The 16,306-nt window shown below is 69.6% G+C and carries 16 protein-coding genes; 8 read left to right on the forward strand and 8 right to left on the reverse strand.

Annotated features, from left to right (window positions below; all coding sequences use genetic code 11):
* Window positions 1-1,217: 1,217 nt before the first annotated feature.
* From OHS58_RS34960 to OHS58_RS34980, 5 genes are all read left to right on the forward strand, one after another.
* Window positions 1,218-1,412: a hypothetical protein gene (locus OHS58_RS34960; RefSeq protein ID WP_328645313.1), complete on the forward strand. Its 195-nt coding sequence runs from the start codon at window positions 1,218-1,220 to the stop codon at window positions 1,410-1,412.
* 914 nt (window positions 1,413-2,326) lie between these two features.
* Window positions 2,327-2,587 carry a hypothetical protein gene (locus tag OHS58_RS34965; protein ID WP_247058976.1) on the forward strand — a complete coding sequence of 87 codons (261 nt, stop codon included), beginning with the start codon at window positions 2,327-2,329 and terminating at the stop codon, window positions 2,585-2,587.
* 4 nt (window positions 2,588-2,591) lie between these two features.
* Complete coding sequence (locus tag OHS58_RS34970) at window positions 2,592-2,837, forward strand: hypothetical protein (RefSeq protein ID WP_247058978.1); 246 nt, start codon at window positions 2,592-2,594, stop codon at window positions 2,835-2,837.
* 33 nt (window positions 2,838-2,870) lie between these two features.
* Window positions 2,871-5,600: an FtsK/SpoIIIE domain-containing protein gene (locus tag OHS58_RS34975; RefSeq protein WP_328645314.1), complete on the forward strand. Its 2,730-nt coding sequence runs from the start codon at window positions 2,871-2,873 to the stop codon at window positions 5,598-5,600.
* Window positions 5,597-6,004, forward strand: a complete 408-nt coding sequence (locus OHS58_RS34980) for a hypothetical protein (protein ID WP_328645315.1) — start codon at window positions 5,597-5,599, stop codon at window positions 6,002-6,004. Before OHS58_RS34975 ends, OHS58_RS34980 begins: the two co-directional genes overlap by 4 nt.
* A gap of 25 nt (window positions 6,005-6,029) precedes the next feature.
* On the opposite strand, the gene OHS58_RS34985 is transcribed toward OHS58_RS34980, so the two are convergent.
* The 5 genes from OHS58_RS34985 to OHS58_RS35005 form a co-directional block, all read right to left on the reverse strand.
* Window positions 6,030-6,401, reverse strand: coding sequence for a YbaB/EbfC family DNA-binding protein (locus OHS58_RS34985; protein WP_328645316.1), 372 nt, complete (start codon window positions 6,399-6,401; stop codon window positions 6,030-6,032).
* Between the two features lie 180 nt (window positions 6,402-6,581).
* On the reverse strand, window positions 6,582-7,157 hold the full coding sequence (locus tag OHS58_RS34990) for a hypothetical protein (RefSeq protein ID WP_328645317.1): 576 nt from the start codon (window positions 7,155-7,157) through the stop codon (window positions 6,582-6,584).
* Complete coding sequence (locus OHS58_RS34995) at window positions 7,157-8,335, reverse strand: putative T7SS-secreted protein (protein ID WP_328645318.1); 1,179 nt, start codon at window positions 8,333-8,335, stop codon at window positions 7,157-7,159. Before OHS58_RS34995 ends, OHS58_RS34990 begins: the two co-directional genes overlap by 1 nt.
* On the reverse strand, window positions 8,332-8,775 hold the full coding sequence (locus OHS58_RS35000) for a hypothetical protein (protein WP_328645319.1): 444 nt from the start codon (window positions 8,773-8,775) through the stop codon (window positions 8,332-8,334). The genes OHS58_RS34995 and OHS58_RS35000 overlap by 4 nt, the downstream gene beginning before the upstream one ends.
* Window positions 8,776-8,916: 141 nt before the next feature.
* Window positions 8,917-11,403: an endonuclease/exonuclease/phosphatase family protein gene (locus OHS58_RS35005; protein ID WP_326956703.1), complete on the reverse strand. Its 2,487-nt coding sequence runs from the start codon at window positions 11,401-11,403 to the stop codon at window positions 8,917-8,919.
* Window positions 11,404-11,529: 126 nt separating this feature from the next.
* On the opposite strand from OHS58_RS35005, the gene OHS58_RS35010 reads away from it, so the two are divergent.
* Window positions 11,530-12,564 (forward strand): CapA family protein, encoded by a 1,035-nt coding sequence (locus OHS58_RS35010; RefSeq protein WP_328645320.1) that lies wholly within the window; start codon window positions 11,530-11,532, stop codon window positions 12,562-12,564.
* Between the two features lie 290 nt (window positions 12,565-12,854).
* On the opposite strand, the gene OHS58_RS35015 is transcribed toward OHS58_RS35010, so the two are convergent.
* Together OHS58_RS35015 and OHS58_RS35020 are read right to left on the reverse strand one after the other, a co-directional pair.
* Window positions 12,855-13,301: a limonene-1,2-epoxide hydrolase family protein gene (locus OHS58_RS35015; protein ID WP_328645321.1), complete on the reverse strand. Its 447-nt coding sequence runs from the start codon at window positions 13,299-13,301 to the stop codon at window positions 12,855-12,857.
* 16 nt (window positions 13,302-13,317) lie between these two features.
* Window positions 13,318-14,238, reverse strand: coding sequence for a TauD/TfdA dioxygenase family protein (locus OHS58_RS35020; RefSeq protein WP_328645322.1), 921 nt, complete (start codon window positions 14,236-14,238; stop codon window positions 13,318-13,320).
* 324 nt (window positions 14,239-14,562) lie between these two features.
* On the opposite strand from OHS58_RS35020, the gene OHS58_RS35025 reads away from it, so the two are divergent.
* Window positions 14,563-14,922, forward strand: coding sequence for a hypothetical protein (locus tag OHS58_RS35025; RefSeq protein WP_328645323.1), 360 nt, complete (start codon window positions 14,563-14,565; stop codon window positions 14,920-14,922).
* Window positions 14,919-15,491 (forward strand): hypothetical protein, encoded by a 573-nt coding sequence (locus OHS58_RS35030; RefSeq protein WP_328645324.1) that lies wholly within the window; start codon window positions 14,919-14,921, stop codon window positions 15,489-15,491. The genes OHS58_RS35025 and OHS58_RS35030 overlap by 4 nt, the downstream gene beginning before the upstream one ends.
* On the opposite strand, the gene OHS58_RS35035 is transcribed toward OHS58_RS35030, so the two are convergent.
* Window positions 15,484-16,266: an SDR family oxidoreductase gene (locus OHS58_RS35035; RefSeq protein ID WP_328645325.1), complete on the reverse strand. Its 783-nt coding sequence runs from the start codon at window positions 16,264-16,266 to the stop codon at window positions 15,484-15,486. The genes OHS58_RS35030 and OHS58_RS35035 overlap by 8 nt on opposite strands.
* Between the last annotated feature and the right edge of the window lie 40 nt (window positions 16,267-16,306).

The raw sequence follows: 16,306 nt of genomic DNA on the forward strand, positions 1-16,306 counted from the left end.
TCTCCAGCCTCGGAACCTAGCAAGCCGCAGCAGCCTGCAACGGACCGCACCGCGGCTGCGCCGGACCCGCGGCACAAAGGCCGATACGGCTGCGTCGGCATGCTCCTCTTGGGGCTGACGTCAGCCCCAGGAGTGGCCACCTACCTGTTGCTCACGGGACCAGTGAGACCACAAGAACGTCAGTACCTACGTGATCTAGGCGTTACTGCGTTTGATCTGATGCTAGTCAGACTCGCTGTTTGGTATCAAGCGATAGTTCCTTTGGTTTGGATGCCGCCATTTGTGCTTGGTTTGGTCAGCTTCGGAGTGCAGGGCTTGGGGCCGGCCTTGGTCCCTCGCGACGTACCATTTGAAGCGGCCGTGCTGGCAATCATCCTGACGATACCGAGTTCGAAGCCACGCGTCCGACTATTAGCTTCTGCTGCCAGGTGCACGCGCTTACTATGCACACTTGCTCCAAACAAGAGGCTCATTGATCTAGATTTCGTATTTTCCCAATGGCTGAATAACCCGATATATCAGCGGCAGCGAGTCGCCGCTGCTGCATGGGCGCTAACCCGTGACACCGCTCGGCTCACGGGACAGCCAGTATCGACGGGAGCAACAGTGGGTGAGCTACTGCTGTGGTTCGGCCGGAACCCGTCAGACAAGCGGCGCCGGCCGATCGTCGGCGCGCACCTCGCAGAACTCATTACTGCTACGGCGAACTGGAAAGCAATACCGCACGCGGATTTTGCGCCAGCCGCAAGGCAGCGAACCCGGCCACCGCGGCGTGAGGTGTTGCGTCAGCTTCGAGCAACCGTGACCGGCACTCTTGCGACGGGCGTGGTATTGGCGCTTGTCTCCGCCTTGCTTAGAGTTTGGCTCAAGTAGAACAGACGTCTACGAGTCCGACCCCAAGATGCGCGCGATCTTCCCCAGCGAGACCTCCTCAAGGCCGCTAGCACCTTGACGTAGACCTCATACAGTCCTCCGTGCGGCGAGGGGCCGTCTGACAGACAGGCGCGCTGCGTCTCGTACCAGTCGCCCAGGTCTAGCCGTAACGTCGTGCTTACGCTGTCCGACCCCGACCCGAGACCACGACACGTAGGCAGCAGTCGGCGTGACTGACATCGCAGAGAGCAGACCGAGCCGGACGGACCGACTCTCGACTGTCGCACAGGCGGAGCTCCGAACCGACTCGCTGGCGGGGTCGTACTTCCACGCAGGGGTACGTCATGGCGGAGCCCGCGCCCGGCTGGTTTCTCGTGGAGCTGTTCAGCTGGGTCATGGGCGAATCCTCTGATCAGCAGCTCGTGCCGATAGACCAGATGGCTGGCTGGCGGTTCTATGACGACGCTACCTGGATGGGGAACAGCATCGACCTTGTGAGGGAGCGTTGGAAGCGCGAGCTCGTAGAGGCTGACGAGTGATCCTGATCACTCTGACCGGTCGTCGTTCGACGCCCTCAACCACCTCCGAGTGCCACGCCATGTCGCCCCGCCGGCCCCGGCCAGCTCCTCACCGTGGACGCCGGCAGGTTCGACTTCGACGGCCCTCACCAGGACGGCCGGCTCCGACTCCTAGGCCATCACCCTGACCGCACCCCCAGCACATCAAAGGCACAACGTCACCGCCTGCCAGCCCTGCTGACCCGGTCTCGGCAGACCTTCACCCTGCACCGCGGCCCAGTCTCATTTCCAGTCTCATTCGCAGGCGTTCGAGCCGGTCCGCCACGCGCTATCCGACCCGTTGACCTGCGGGTTTGCGCCTGGCAGACTCCGCTGAACACCTGTGTGCAGACTTGGAAAGCGTGTTGGGTTCACGCCCTCGCAGGTTCGAATCCTGTATCCTCCGCACTTGATCAGGCGAGACGCCGAGCAGCCTTCACGGGCCGCTCGGCGTTTCGTCGTTTGCGGGCCCGGAATCGCAGCGGCCCAGCCGCGTTCGGCCAGCAGGCCTAACGTGAGACGTCTTCAAAAACGAACTGAAGTTTTCTGCGCGGTAGCAGGGAGTTACGAGCAGGGCTGATCGAAGCCTGTCGATCAGCGCGCGATAGTCTTCGGACCACCTCGACCGCCCCCGTTCAGAGAGGCCCGAAGTGGCACGAAAATCGCTCTGACCTGGGGTAGTGCAGGCCACCGACGCCAGTGTGCGGCATTCGTGCCGGGATGACCCCCGCACGCACCGTGATCGGCCAGGCCCCGGACGTTCCTGCGTCCGGGGCCTTGCTGATTCCGGACCCGCGATCACTGGGCATCATCTGATGATCACGGTGCGTCGCTGGATCTGTTTCAATAGAAATCCGTCCCCGCAAGACCAACCAGACTCGAGGAGTAGAGGCCCGATGGCCGGAGTCGAAGAGATCCGCGCTGGCATCGCGCTCGCCAACGAAAAGGCGTCCGCAGGCATCGCCGCCCTCCAGCAAGCAGCGCAGTCTCTCGAAGAAGCCCAGCAGTCGCTCTCGCAGGCGACGCAGGGAAGCAGCCAGCACGAAGTGAGCCAGGCCCACGGCCTGCTGGCCCAGGCGCTGCACGACATCAGCGGTATGCAGAGCACCATCCAGGCCAGCATTTCGTCCGCCGACTCGTACTCGGCGCGTCTCTAGCCGGATGACACTCGCCGAACTTCACCAGCTGCTCACCGCCGTCGTGGCCGGGCTCGCCGACGCGCGCGCCCAAACCGAGCGGGCCACAAGCCTGCTCGGGGAAGCCCGGCAAGCGCTGGTGGACGCCCAGGCCAAGGCCGATCCCTGGCTCCCTTCGCAGTACGCGCAGGCCGGCGAGGGGCTGGATCAGCTCCTCGGCCGCCTGGCCTCCGCCGAGGATCTGGTGAGCGGATACCGGTCGCGCCTGTAATCCTTTCCGGGACACCTTTTCTTGGGGACGCCGATGGCCAACAAGTCAGCCGAGCAACGCAACCGCGTCGAGACCGCACTCGACCGGGTCCGCCACCAGATCGGGCTGGTACTGGGCGCGGCGGCCGGAGCCCGTCAAGCGGCCGAAGCCGACCTGGCCAAACTCGAGCTGGAGCGCGACATCGTCCGCGTCGGCATGAACCACGCCAGCACCGAGCAGCAGAACGACTGGTCCCGCCACCCCGCCGCGCATGAGGTCTTCGGCGCGCTCGGCGCGATCCGCAGCACCCACTACACGGACTGGAGCCAAGGCCCCGCGACCCTGCGCGAAGTGGTGGCGCAGAACGCACCCGGCCCGGCCGGGCTGCCGGCGGGCGAGTGGCTCGGCCGCGTCGGCCACAACGCCGGCATCACCGCGCCCGGTCTGTGGCGCGTCGGTTCCGCCACGGCCGCCGGCGGTGACCCCACCCGCTCGTTCGACGTAGCCGTCCCGCTGCTCGACGAGTCGCACCTGGCGATCACGTCGGCGCCCAAGACCCGGCCCACGATCGACGGCATCGTCCAGAACCTGCTGATCCGCGTGCTTTCGACGTTCGAACCCGGCGCCGTGCGCATCCACCTGTGGGACATCGGGCAGCTGACCGCGATCCTGCCGGACCTCTACCCGCTGAGCCGCACCAGCGCGCTCTCGCTCTACGACCCGGGCCGGCTGGAGGACCTCCTCGACGAGCTGGCCGGGCACATCCGCCGCATCCACGCCACCGGCATGCAGGCGGGCCACACCTCGTTGCGGGAGCTGCGGAAGGCGCAGCAGCAACGGATCGAGCCGTTCCGCATCGCCGTGCTCTACGGCAACGGCGAAACCCTCGAACCGGAACGCGCGCGCGACCTCAAGCGCGTCGCGAGCGGGGCGCTGGCCGCGGGGATCTGCCTGATCATGATCGACGTGCCGACGGTGGTCAGCGCGTCGGTCGAGACGCTGAGCCTGACCGACGACCGGCACGCGATCAGCAGCATGACCGGCACCGACCTGCTCGTGGACCTCGATCCGCCGATGCCGTCCGGCCAGGTCATCCGGGCGGCGGGCAAGATCGCGGACGCGCTGATCGCCAAGCAGGGCGGGCCGCGGTCGTTCGACGACCTGCTCCCGCCCGAGCTCGGGCACCACAGCTCCGCGCGTGAACTCCGGGCCCCGGTGGGGTTCTTCGAAGGCGAACCGGTCGAGGTCGTGATCGGCGACGCGAGCCCGCACGCGCTGATCGGCGGGCCGTCCGGGTCCGGCAAGACGAACTTCCTGTACGCGCTGCTCGGCAGCCTCTCGGCGCGCTACACCCCGGACGAGCTGGCGTTGTACCTGCTGGACTTCAAGGAAGGCGTCTCGTTCGCCGGGCTGGCGCCGGGGCGCAAGGACGCGAGCTGGCTGCCGCACGCGCGGCTCGTCGGCGTCAACGTCAACACCGACCGCGAGTTCGGCCTGGCCCTGCTGCGTTTCCTCACCGACGAGCTGCGAAGGCGGTCGTCGGCGGCGAAGGAGCACGAAGTCACCAACCTCGCCGACCTGCGCGAAGCCGACCCCGGCGGGCACTGGCCGCGGATCGTCGCGGTGATCGACGAGTTCCAGTACCTGTTCGCCGGGCGCGACCAGGTCACCGCGACGGCGACGCAGCTGCTCGAGGACATCGCCCGCCGCGGCCGGTCGCAGGGCATCCACATGGTGCTGGCCAGCCAGGACGTCGCCGGCATCGAGGCGTTCTGGGGCAAGCCGGCGGTGTTCGAGCAGTGCACGCTGCGGATCGCGATGCCGAAGGCGCGCCGCGTGCTGGCCGAGACGAACAACGCGGCGGTGTCGGCGCCGAAGTGGCACGCGGTGATCAACCACGACTCCGGCATCGCGCACGGCAACCAGCTGTCCCACGTGCCGGACGCGAGCAGCAAGAACGTGTTCGTCCGGCTGCAGCACCGGTTGTGGGAGGAGTACCAGGGCCGGTTCCCGCGCCCGCGCTTGTTCGACGGAGCGCATTCGCCGGTGCTGGAACGGTTCCCGGCGTTCCTCGACCTCAAGCCGACGTCCAAGCCGCGGGCGCTGCTGGGCCAGTCGATCGACGTCACCGAGGCGGCGTGCGGCGTCGAGCTGCCCCGGGCGCCGGGCCGCAACGTCGCGGTGCTCGGGTCCGCCACCGCCGAAGCTCTGTCCATCATGGACTCCGCGGCGCGGTCGCTGTCCCGGCAGTACGAACCCGGCGAAGTCGAGTTCATCTTGAGCTGCCCGATCGAGGCGTGCGCCTCGGCCGCACTGGAGCTGACCGAGCACCTGCGCGCCGACGGCCACGCGGCGACCCTCGTCGACGACCTCACGGGCGTGCTCGAGTCGATGACGGGCTCGATGTCCGGCGGCGCGAAGATCATGCTGCTGTACGGCGTCGACGCGGCCCTGCCGACGCTCGAGGCGAAGGCGGTCGGGCAGCTGAAGAGCGGCCTCGACCACCTGCGCGTGATCCTGAAACAAGGACCGAGCCACGGCATCCACACGATCGGCTGGTGGCGCAGCATCGCCCGGCTCAAGGACACGCTGGGGTTCGCCGGCACCGACGACATCGGCGCGTGGGCGGCCCTGGACGTCCAGGGCAACGAGCTCGCGCCGTTCGCCGCGGGGCAGGTCGTGCACTGGTCGCCGCGCCCGGGCCGGGCGTTGTTCTTCGACCGCACCACGCACGGCGCCCCCGAAGTGATCATCCCGTTCCAGCGTCCGGAGAACGCGCAATGACCGACGACGGCGCCACCGCGGCCATGCGGTACAAGGAAATCATCGCCCTGTCCCGTGGCTCGGCGGACAACCTCCGCGCCTGGGAGCTCCGGCGCGCGGAGTCGATCGAGGCGGAGATCGAGGAAGCGTCGAACGCGATCGCCGTCGCGACCGAACGCGAAGAACGCGCGGCCGAACGCGCGACGCGCTGGTGGAAGATGGCGCTGCACAACATCCAGGGCCTGACGTGGCTCCCCCCGGGCGACCACCCCCGCCCGGTCCCGACCGCCCGCGCGGCCTACCTCGAGCGGTACCTCGAGGAGGTCAAGCCGAGCTACCAGGAACTGGTGCAGGCGGTCCTGAGCCTGGGGTGGCGAGCCAAGCGCGCGGCGGCGAAGCGGGGAGAGCAGCCGCCGCCGGTTTAGCCGTTCCAGCCGTTCCAGCCCGGTCTCAGACGTCGTAGACGGTGTCGTAGGGCTCGTCTTCGTCCGGAACCTGCCTGCGCGGCCGCACCACCGGCTGTTGTTGCTGCCGTTCCGGCGGACTCGCGAGACGGCCACCGGCGGCCACGGCTTCCCGCACAGCGGCGGTGATGGTCCGGCCGAGACTGACGGCGTCGTACCGCATGGCCTCGGCCGTCAGCCGCACCTCACTGACGACCCCGCCGGGCCCGGCGAGCACGGTGACGCTCCGATCCGCCGAGACGACGGTCGTGTGCCCGCTCCCCGCGATCCCCGCGAGCAGCCGCCGGTTCTCGGCCTTGCGGTCCTCGATCTGCTTGAGCTGCCAGCGCATCTCATCGATCAGCTGCGGATTGTTCATGGTCTCCCCGGATACCGCACGAATTCGTAGTACCTCTGGTTCAGTTGCACCGTGTACCCCCGGCTGTGGGCGAGCACCATCAGCTCGGGAAGGCTCAGCTCCTCGAAAGCGGCGGTCAGCCGGTAGAGCGGCCGCTCGTCGAGCCGCTGGACGAGCAATCGGATGCCGGCCCGCCGGCGGTCACGCGTTCCCCTGGCTGCGCAGGCTCCAGGCCACCCTGGCTGTCGCCTCGGCGACCGCCGGCCAAGCGTCCTCCGACGCTGTGGCGACCGAGAGCACCACCACGGACCGGCCGTCCGGCAACGGAATCTGGTACTCGGCCTTGATCTGCGCGCGTATATCCCCCGCCGGCAGGTGGAACTCGCCGCCGCTGATCGCGACGACAGCCGGGCCGATCGGCAATCGCACTGGTTGAACGACCGCGCGGGGGTGGCTGCTCCGGTACTGCTCGGCCATCGCCGCGACGACGGCGTCCGGGTTGGCGGGCGCGGTTTCGGGCCACTGCACCACGCCCAGCGTCAGGGTCGCGACGTCCGGCGGCCGCGGGCCGACCGCGAACTTGCCGAACACGCGGATACCGTTGGCCTGCATGGCCGGCACCAGCGCCATCAGGTAGCTGCCGAACTCTTCGACGCTCGTACCCGCTCCGGCCGCCAGGTTCCCGGCGACGGTCCAGGCGTGCCCGCGGTTCAGCTTGTCATCCCCGCCCACCGGCATCCCGGCGAACCCGGGCGGCAGGTCGATGTGCAGCGGCATCAGTTCCACACCTCGTCTTCCGCCCGCTCGCGACGACGATCAGGCGCGTTGTCGGCCACTGTCCCGGCATCGGCCGCGCTCATGAACGCGCCGACGGCCGGCGAAGCCACGTGGACCCAGCCGTGGTCGTCTTGCGGTACCCAGTAGCTCTTGAGGTCGTCCAACGGGCTTTCGAAGTCCTCACCACCGAAGACTTCACCGAGCTCCTGCTCACGCAGGAGGGCGTAGGTCCCCACCTTGACCGCCAGGTCCGGCGCCCCCGGGATGAGCCCGACCAGGGTGGTGGCCACTCCGGCCGCGTCGAAGACCAACGTCTCGGTGGCCACGTCGGCCCCGGCGGTCTTGGCGAGCACGTGCCCGTCGAGCGCCGCCAGCCCGAACCCGCCGCCGACCGCGCCGACGATCTCGCCCGCCGGATCCGGGATGAAGTCGCCGAGCACGCCCAGTGCGTTGCCGATGTCGCCCACCACGTCGGAGCACTTCGAGATCACCTCGGCGTGGTCCTGGACGAAGTTCCACACCTCGTCGACCGAGTCGGCCAGGGTGTTCGACAGGTCGGTCAGCGCCCCGCCCACCGCGTCGGACAGCTCGTCCAGCAGGTCCGGCTCGTCAGGGGCCAGCTCCTTCGCCTGCCGCAGCAGCTCGGCGACCCGGCCCGCGGCGCCGGTGTGCTCGGTCAGCAGCTGCTTCGCCGCGTCCTGGACGTTCTGGCAGCCGTCGATCGCGGTCTCGAGCTGCCCACCCGCGTTGTCGAGCAGGCGCTGGGCGATCTGCAGGGACGGCTGGTCCGGGAACGTCCGGTTCGCCAGCGCGAGGTCCGGGTTCGCCCGCGCCTGCTCGGCCGCGCGGGCGGCCGCCTCCGCACGGGCTTCCAGGTCCGCCGCGCGCTTCTGCAGGTCGCCGAGGTCGTGGGACCACGCGTCCAGCGCGTCGGCGGCCTGGCCCATCGCCTTGGTGGCGCCGTCGAGGTACCCCGGCAGCGGGCCGACGCGCCGAGTGAAGGCCTCGCTCGCCTCGCCCTGCCAGACACCCTGCTTGGTGACGATCTCGCGCAGCGAGACGTTCGCCTCGGCCAGATCACGGCTCACGACGCGGTACTTGCCGGCCAGGTCGGCGACGCCGTCGAGATCGCCGGGCGCCGGGTCGAAGCCCAGCGCCGGGAAGTCGCGGGCGCTCATCGGTCGAGGCCGTTCAGGAGATCGGTGATGCCACCGGTCGCACCGCCACCGACCGGGCCGTCGCCCCGGTCCGCCAGCTCACCCACACCCGGCATCCCGCCCGTGATCCCGCCACCCACCGGACCATCACCCGAGCCGAACACGTCAGACCCGAACTTCCCCAGCTCCCCACCGAACTGGGCCTCGATCTGCTCGTACTTCCCCTTCGCCTGCTTCAGCCGCTCCGTGATCCCGACGGCCGCGTCGCCGAGACGCCCGATCCCGTACCCCCACGCCTCCTCGAACTCCGCTCCCGCCCGGCCCAGCTCGGCGTTGCCGAGTGAGCCGAACGCCCCGCCGCCGCCGAGTTTCCGGTTCGCGTCGGCCATCCGGTCCGCCGCCGTACCCAGGTCGGCGATGAGCTTGCCCAGCTCGTCGACCTTCACCGCGTATCCGTCCACGCCACCCTCCCTGTGGTCCCGTCGCCCAGTAAGACGACCGAACACGCAGAGCGGTTTCGAAGTCACTCGATGTCACTCGAAGGTGTGGGCACGAAGAAGGCCGCCACCGGGCAACACCCGATGACGGCCTTCCCAACGGAACTACGGCTGCGGGAAGTACTTCCCGAGCACCTGCTCCAGGTAGTCGAGCAGGTCGTACAGCGCGTCCTGGATCGCGTTGCCGGTGCTCGGCCGGAACCGGATCACCTGCGGGTCGTGGTCACTGGCCTGGTCCGCGAACTCCGCGTTGATGTGGACGACGTCGTAGTCCACCCCGCGCGGCGCCTTCGACGCCAGGATGTGGTCCAGCACCTGCGACTGGCCCTCGAAGACGTAGCTGTAGCGCTCCGCCTCCGGCACCGTCGCGATCAGGTCCTTCAGCGCGCCACCCGCGGTGAGCGTCTGGACGGCCGGCGAGAACGGGTAGTCGTTCAAGTCGCCCGCCACCACGATGTTGGCGTTCTTGTCGGCCGCCAGCAGGGAGTCGACGAACCCGCGCAGCACCGTCGCCTGCTTGGCCCGCTGCACCTCGGAGCTGCGCACCGGCGGCTGGTTGCGGCCGTGCGTCGGCTGGTCGCCGCCCTTCGAGTTGAAGTGGTTGGCGATGACGAACACCGTGCGGCCCTGGAAGACGAACTCGCCGGCCAGCGGCTTGCGGCTGGCCGTCCACGCCTCGTTGGCCGGGTCGACGCGCCCCGGGGACGCCGACAGGTGCGCCTTGCCGTGGTCCTTCGTCACGCTGACCGGCGTGGTCGGCGTGCCACCCGGACGGTCCACAAAGGACACCCGAGCCGGGTTGAACAGGAACGCCACGCGGATGTTGCCGCCCGGCTGGCCGCCGTCCTGGTCGTTCACCGGGTCGATCGAGCGCCACTGGTAGCGCGGGCCACCCTTGGCGACGATGGCGTCGGTGAACTTCTGCAGCGTCTGGTCCGCGACGACGACGCCGTCGTCGGTCGCGCCCGTGTTGTCCTGGATCTCTTCCAGGTTCACGATGTCCGGCGTCGCCAGGTGGGTCACGATCGCCTCGCCGAGCCGGTCGTACTTGGCCTGCGGGTCGCTCGGCGCCAGGTTTTCGACGTTGTAGGTGGCCACGGCCAGCTCGCCGGTGCGCTGCTTGCGCGTGGTCTCGGCCTGCAGCCCGTTGTCCTTGTCGGCCCCGAGCACGCTGGCGAACAGCGTGTAGCCACCGAAGGTGCTGTACTCGACCGGACCGGACGTGACGCCGGTCAGCGCGTCACCGACGTTGAGCTTCGGGAACGGCCGCTGGTCGAACGAGATCAGCGACTGCACCTTGAGGACACCGCTGTTGAGCTTGTCGTAGCCCAGGTAGACGCTGCCGCCGCGGACGGAGCGGTGCTGGTCCGGCTTGGTCGTCACGTACAGCTCGTTGAACGAGTTCGACGGGCCGACGACGCGGGCGTCGCTGACGCTCACGATCTCGCTCTCGTGCGCCTCCCAGAAGTCCAGCGCGTACTTCGCCGGCTCCAGGGGCAGCGCCTCGATGTTCCCGCCGGGCGACGGCGCGTAGGTCTCCGGCACCGTCGTGGGGCTCAGCACGGTCGGCGCGGGCAGCGCGTTGTCGTGCGAGTCGACCGTCCACTGTGCCGTGCCCAGCTCGGTGAGCGACTGGTAGACCGACGTCGACGGGGTGTCCGGGTAGAACTCGCGGACGGTGCCGGTCGCGGTCACGGCGTCGCCGACCGCGACAGCCGGGCTGGTCGAGCCGGTGAACACGAACAGGCCCTCGCTGGTGCGCGGGTCGTTGTCCGGGGCCGGGTCGGTGAGCCAGAAGCCGCGGGACGAGCCGAAGGTCCGCGTCGCGGTGACGACGCCGGTCACGCCGCTGACCTTCTGGTCCTTCAGCGGGGAAAGCCGCGTGGTGCCCTGGATGTCGTGGATCTTCGCCGGGGTCCCCGGCTCGCCGGGCCCGGTGCCGCCGCCGGTCGTCTCGCCCGCGGCGTTGGTCGGCGTCGGGTCGCCGACGGTGAAGTCCGCGGCGTTGTCGTCGGTGTCGGCGAGGGTGGTGCCGCGCGCGACGGACGTCGCGTTGGCCGGCGCCGCCGTCGGGTTGCCCTCGCGCACGGTGGCGGCGCCGAACCCGACGAGGTCCTTGACCCGGGTGTCGGCCGCGCAGTCCGCGGCGGTCTTGCAGGTCAGCGCGGTGGTCCCGGAGACGAGGGCGATCGTGCCCGCGGTCGCCGACATCGCGATCGTGCCGGTCGCGTCCGGTGCGGGCAGTGCGACGGTGCCCCCGGCACCCTTGCCCTCGGCCACCAGGTAGCGCCCGCTCGGCGCGACGCTCCCGGCCAGCTGCGTCACCTGCCAGGTGCTCGACGCGCTCGCCGAACCGGGCAGGTACTGGACGCTGAAGCCGGCCAGGCTCGCGGCCGCAGTACCGTGGTTAGCGAGTTCGACGAAGTCGTTGGTCAGCGTGGCGCCGGAGTTGCCGCCACCGCCGTAGACCTCGGCGATGACCGCGTCGGCGCTGGGCGTCGCGAGCGCGGCTGGTGCGGCCACCCCGCCGAGCACCAGGCCCGACGCGACGGCCACCGTCAGCGCGGCCTTGGATCTGTGGGTCTTGGTCACCCTGAGTCCCCTTTGTGCTTGAACAGTCGTGGCATAGTCCCCCGAACAGATGAGGAGCAGGAAGACAAAGATGCAACGATTCGTAACAACTACTTTCGTCGTCACTCGATCGGCAGAGCAGGCTTCGTGATCACGTTGGTACTTGGCGGAGACGTCAACGTTCAGGGCCGCGCGACACCGTCGAAGGCCTTCGAACACCTGCATCCCCTGCTCCAGGGCGCCGACATCCGGTTCGTGAACCTCGAAGGACCGCTGTCGGGCACCGCCGGGAACTCCGGCGGCGCGGACATCCCGCACAAACCGAACTGGCGCCACTCCGCGCAGCAGATGGTCGAGGCGTTGACGGCCGCCGACGTCGACGTCGTCTCGTGCGCGAACGACGTCACCTACCCGCCGGCCGCCGCGATGACGAGCCTCGCCGTGCTCGACGAAGCCGGGATCGCGCACTGCGGCGCCGGTACGGGCCTCGCCGCCGCGCACGCGCCCGCCGTGCTCGAACGCGCCGGGCAGAAGGTCGCCTTCCTCGCGTACACGTCGCTCTGCTGGCCGTTCGGCCAGGCGGCGCAGGTGACGGCTCCGGGCGTCGCGCAAGCGCTTGCGACCACGTCCTACCAGCCGGACCCGCGCGTCGCCGACGTCCCGGGACTGCCGCCGCTGGTGCGCACGGCACCGGTGCCCGAGCACCTGGAGCGGCTCGCCGCCGACGTGCGCCGGGCGAAGGCGGCCAACGACCACGTCGTCGTCTCGATGCACTGGGGCCTGCCCGGCGCGGAGCTCGCGGAGTACCAGGTGACCTACGGCCGGGCGGCGATCGACGCCGGCGCCGACCTGGTCGCCGGACACGGCCCGCACACGATCCAGGCCGTCGAGGTGTACCGCGGCCGCGCGATCCTCTACAGCCTCGGCAACCTCGTGTTCGACTGGCCGGCGATGCGCGGCCGGCACCTCGACGGGCTGCTGGCCGGCTGCATCTTCGGCGACGAACCCCGGCTCGAGCTCATCCCGGTGCGGCGCAACGCCGACAACGAGTGCGAACCGCTCGCGGGCGAGGAAGCGGACCGGGTGCTGCGCTACGTCACGGACGTCTCCGCGCAGCGCGCCACCGCCGTGACCGTGCGGGACGGGATCGCGTCGGTGGCGGGCTTAGGCGTTGGGGCGTAACGGATCGCGCGCGAGGAGTTACAGCTCGCGTTACGCCTGTCACCCATCCGGCGCATCTGCCTTAAATGCAGGTCAAGGACCGGAGTCACCGCTGTGAAGCAGAGGTACGGTCTGCGAGAGCCGCCGGAAAAGTGGCGTAGACCACTTCTGGAGGCACAACAGTCAGCACGACACGGGGGGAGGGAGAATGATCATGTGGGGGCTGATCGTTCTCAGCTGCGTGTTCGTGCTGGTACTGGGGACAGCCGCGGTCGTGGACCTTCGGGCCCACGATCGCGGCAGTACCCGGGTCAGCGGACGGCGGACCTCGCCCGATAACGGCCGATGAGCGTCCGCGCGCCGGCCAGCGCGACCCGTCCGGCGCCCTTCGCGCTCGCCGCGAGCACCGTCGTCCAGTCGAAGTAGTCGCGCCACAGCACGATCCGGCCGCCTTCGACCTCGAACGTGCCGCACACCCAGAACTCCGCTTCCCACGCGCCGCGGCGCAGGACGTCGGTGCGTTCGGTGAGGACGATGTTGCCGTCCACGGCGATGTGGTGCGTGCGCGCTTCGAACCCGGAACCGAACCGGGCCATCAGCCGCAGCTGCTTCTCGACCGCGGCGACGCCGCGAGCGGGCGGCAACGGCACGTTCTGGTACACGATGTCGCTCGCCGCGAACGTCAGCGCGCGGTCGATGTCGAGGTCTTCGAGAGCCTTCAGGAAACCGGTCACCACTGCCTGGGGGTCTTCGGTCATGCCCCCAGGCTAAGGCTCAGAACGGCCGGTCGCCCGCGATGGCGACGCGCTCCGCGATCCGGACGTGCGGGTGGTAGTCGTTCACGGCGTAGTGCTGCGTCGCGCGGTTGTCCCAAAAGGCCACGGAGTCCGGCCGCCAGCTGAAGCGCACCTGGAACTCGGGCGTGTGGGCCTGCAGGAACAGGTACCGCAGCAGCCGGTCGCTCTCGGCCCGGTCGAGGCCGACGATGTGCGTCGTGAACGCCTGGTTGACGAACAGGGTGCGCCGCCCGGTCTCCGGGTGCGTGCGGACCACCGGGTGCTCGACCGGCGGGAACCGCTCCTGCCACTGCGCGAGCAACGCCGGATCGGCGAACCGGTCGAACCCGGGGAGGTAGTCGTGCACCGCGGTCAGCCCGTCGATGCGGCCGCGGACGTCTTCGGGCAGGTTGTCGTAGGCCGCGGCCATGTCGGCCCACATCGTGTCGCCACCGACCGGCGGCACCTCGATCAGCCGCAGCACCGACCCGAGCGCCGGGTTGGGCCGCCAGGTGACGTCGGTGTGCCAGATGTTCTCGAAGCCGGGCATGGACGCGGTGCGCTCGAAGCGCGTGACCTCGTCGTTCTCGCCCCGCGGGATGAACGGGTTGGTCTCCAGCTCGCCCCAGTTCGCGGCGAACGCGCGCTGCTGCGCCGGCGTGATCCGCTGGTCGCGGAAGAAGACGACCTTCCACTCGAGCAGGGCGCGGTTGAGCTCGGCCCGCAGTCCGGGCGTGACCGGCTCGGCGAGGTCGACACCGTCGATCTCGGCGCCGATCACCCGGCCGAGCGGGCGGATCCGGAACAGCTCGTACGGTTCGCTCGGGTTGTCGCGAAGGGCGCGCGGGCCCTCGACGATGCCGTCCGTGGGCGTCACGGCCTCACGCAGCTGAATCCGGGCAGGCAGATCTACGGACATGACTGTGCTCCAAGGGTTTTCGGGAGAATTCGGACGCCGGGCTCGCGTCAGGCAGGGGGCGAGCCCAGGCGGCCGCGGCGCAGGAGCAGCTCCACGGTGCCTTCCCCGATCGACCGCTTGGAGGCGCGGTCGTGCCACCGGATTGGCGTGCTTTCCGAGGTGGCGGGCATGCGCCCATGGTCAACCTAGTCCCGCCCTGCGGTCAAGACGTCCACTTGGTGGAACGCCCCCAACGCCGCAGGTCACCGCGATGCGGGTCACGCGGGCCGATGAGGCAAGATCTTCCCCGATCGAGTGAGCGCCCTTGACGACGGAGGTCTCCCCATGCCGAAAGGCAGAGGCTCGCGGATCGACAGTGGTGCCCCGGAGCTTCGCCCCGGGGGCTCCGCCACCCGGAAGAAGCCTGACCGGCTGCGCCGGGCGGCCGACCAGCTGGACCAGGCCGCGGCCGCCGACGACAAGGCCGCCGGCCGGTTCGCCGAGGCCCGCGTCGACTCGACGCCGTTCGGCATCTCGGCCCAGGCCCGCGAGCTCGCGGCGCGCTGGTCGGCCGCGCTCGCCGCGCGCGAAGCGGACGCGCGCGTCCTCGGCGACGCGACGTCGGACCTGGCCGGCCGGCTCCGCATGGCGGCCGGGACCACGAGCGGTTCGGGCTTCCGGAGGCGGATCGCGGTGGCACCGTGACGCTCGAGCTGTTCGAACACCCGGCACTGACCTCGGCCGCGACCCGGCTGGCCACGCTCCGAGCGGCGGCCGGCCGGATCGGCGCGGCCGACCCGGTCGCGGCCCTGCGCCACGTCGACTGTTCCCGCGCGGCGATCCGCGCGTCCGCCACGGAGGTGGACGCGGGTTCGTCGGTGGTGACGTCGGCGTCCACGGAGTTCCGCACCGGCGTCGACCTGGCGGACGCCGGCGGCAGCGCGGAAACGTTCGCGACCTGGGCGGACACAGTGGACGGTCAGTACACGAAGGCCGCCCACGCGGCGGCCACGACGGCGGCACTGGGCCTCCGGATCGCCTCGGAACTGGACGCCTTGGCCCGATCGACGTCAGTCGAGGTCACCGCAATAGCCGACGCGGCCGAGGCGGCGGCATCAGCGGTCCTGTCGGACGACCGGTCGGCCGAGGTGGTGAGCACGGTCAGCCGCGCGTGCGCATCGGTGGTCCGGACGGTCCAGGAGAAGGCGTCGTCGCTGACTTCCCTTGCCGCGGAACTGGAACCACTGACGACCCCGGCGGTCGACCTCAGCTGAAGTGCTCCCGGGCCCAGTCTTCAAAGGGCCGCGCAGGATGCCCGGTGACCCGAGCGACGTCCAGCGAGACGGGCTCCGGTTCCGTAACGAGCGACGCCCAATACCCCAGGGCGGTAGTCGCGAATTCCACACCCATCTGTTGACCCAGTTGAGTTTTCGCTTCCGCAACCGGCTGTTCTTCCCACACGGTCGACTTTCCCGTCGCATCCCCGATGAGTTTCACCTGCTCGGCTTCGGTGAGCGCTTCGGGTCCGGTGACGAGGTAGATCTGCTTGGCGTGGTCACCGGTTATCGCCTTCACCGCCATGTCGGCAACATCGCGCTCGTGAACGAGCGACCTCCGGGCTTGCCCATAAGGCCCCCGGACGACACCGGTCGCGGCTTGGTCCGCCCAGCCGAGGGTGTTGGTGGCGAGGCCGGTGACCCTCAGAAAGGTCCAGTCGTCAGTGATCCGTTGGACGGCTTTCTCGACGTCTCCCCAGACACCGCCGTGCTCCGCGCTCATCGCGGAGAGGTAGACGACCTTCTTGCCTTCCAACGGTTTCAGGGCCTTCTCGATGCCCTCGGAATCGAAGGAAGGCCAGAGCAGATAGACAGCGTCAACGCCTTCGGCGGCTTCGGTGAGATCGGCGATGTCCCCCTGAACGACCTCGACGCCCGCCGGGGCCTTCGCCGCGTCCCGCACTAAAACGCGCACGTCGACCCCGGCGTCCAGCAGGCCACTGACGACATGACGTCCGGTGTGGCCGGTGGCCCCGGTGACGAGAACGGTCATGGTGTGCTCCCTCGTGATCGGCTACCCCACCACGGTCACA

Source organism: Amycolatopsis sp. NBC_00348, from assembly GCF_036114655.1.
GTDB lineage: Bacteria > Actinomycetota > Actinomycetes > Mycobacteriales > Pseudonocardiaceae > Amycolatopsis.

Excerpts from the sequence above, each read along its gene's own strand:
- OHS58_RS35020 (WP_328645322.1), bottom strand. The coding sequence starts at position 14,238 with ATGTCCGTAGATCTGCCTGCCCGGATTCAGCTGCGTGAGGCCGTGACG.
- OHS58_RS34970 (WP_247058978.1), top strand. The coding sequence starts at position 2,592 with ATGACACTCGCCGAACTTCACCAGCTGCTCACCGCCGTCGTGGCCGGG.
- OHS58_RS34975 (WP_328645314.1), top strand. The coding sequence starts at position 2,871 with ATGGCCAACAAGTCAGCCGAGCAACGCAACCGCGTCGAGACCGCACTC.
- OHS58_RS35015 (WP_328645321.1), bottom strand. The coding sequence starts at position 13,301 with ATGACCGAAGACCCCCAGGCAGTGGTGACCGGTTTCCTGAAGGCTCTC.
- OHS58_RS35025 (WP_328645323.1), top strand. The coding sequence starts at position 14,563 with ATGCCGAAAGGCAGAGGCTCGCGGATCGACAGTGGTGCCCCGGAGCTT.
- OHS58_RS34965 (WP_247058976.1), top strand. The coding sequence starts at position 2,327 with ATGGCCGGAGTCGAAGAGATCCGCGCTGGCATCGCGCTCGCCAACGAA.
- OHS58_RS35035 (WP_328645325.1), bottom strand. The coding sequence starts at position 16,266 with ATGACCGTTCTCGTCACCGGGGCCACCGGCCACACCGGACGTCATGTC.
- OHS58_RS34990 (WP_328645317.1), bottom strand. The coding sequence starts at position 7,157 with ATGCCGCTGCACATCGACCTGCCGCCCGGGTTCGCCGGGATGCCGGTG.
- OHS58_RS34980 (WP_328645315.1), top strand. The coding sequence starts at position 5,597 with ATGACCGACGACGGCGCCACCGCGGCCATGCGGTACAAGGAAATCATC.
- OHS58_RS34960 (WP_328645313.1), top strand. The coding sequence starts at position 1,218 with ATGGCGGAGCCCGCGCCCGGCTGGTTTCTCGTGGAGCTGTTCAGCTGG.
- OHS58_RS34995 (WP_328645318.1), bottom strand. The coding sequence starts at position 8,335 with ATGAGCGCCCGCGACTTCCCGGCGCTGGGCTTCGACCCGGCGCCCGGC.
- OHS58_RS34985 (WP_328645316.1), bottom strand. The coding sequence starts at position 6,401 with ATGAACAATCCGCAGCTGATCGATGAGATGCGCTGGCAGCTCAAGCAG.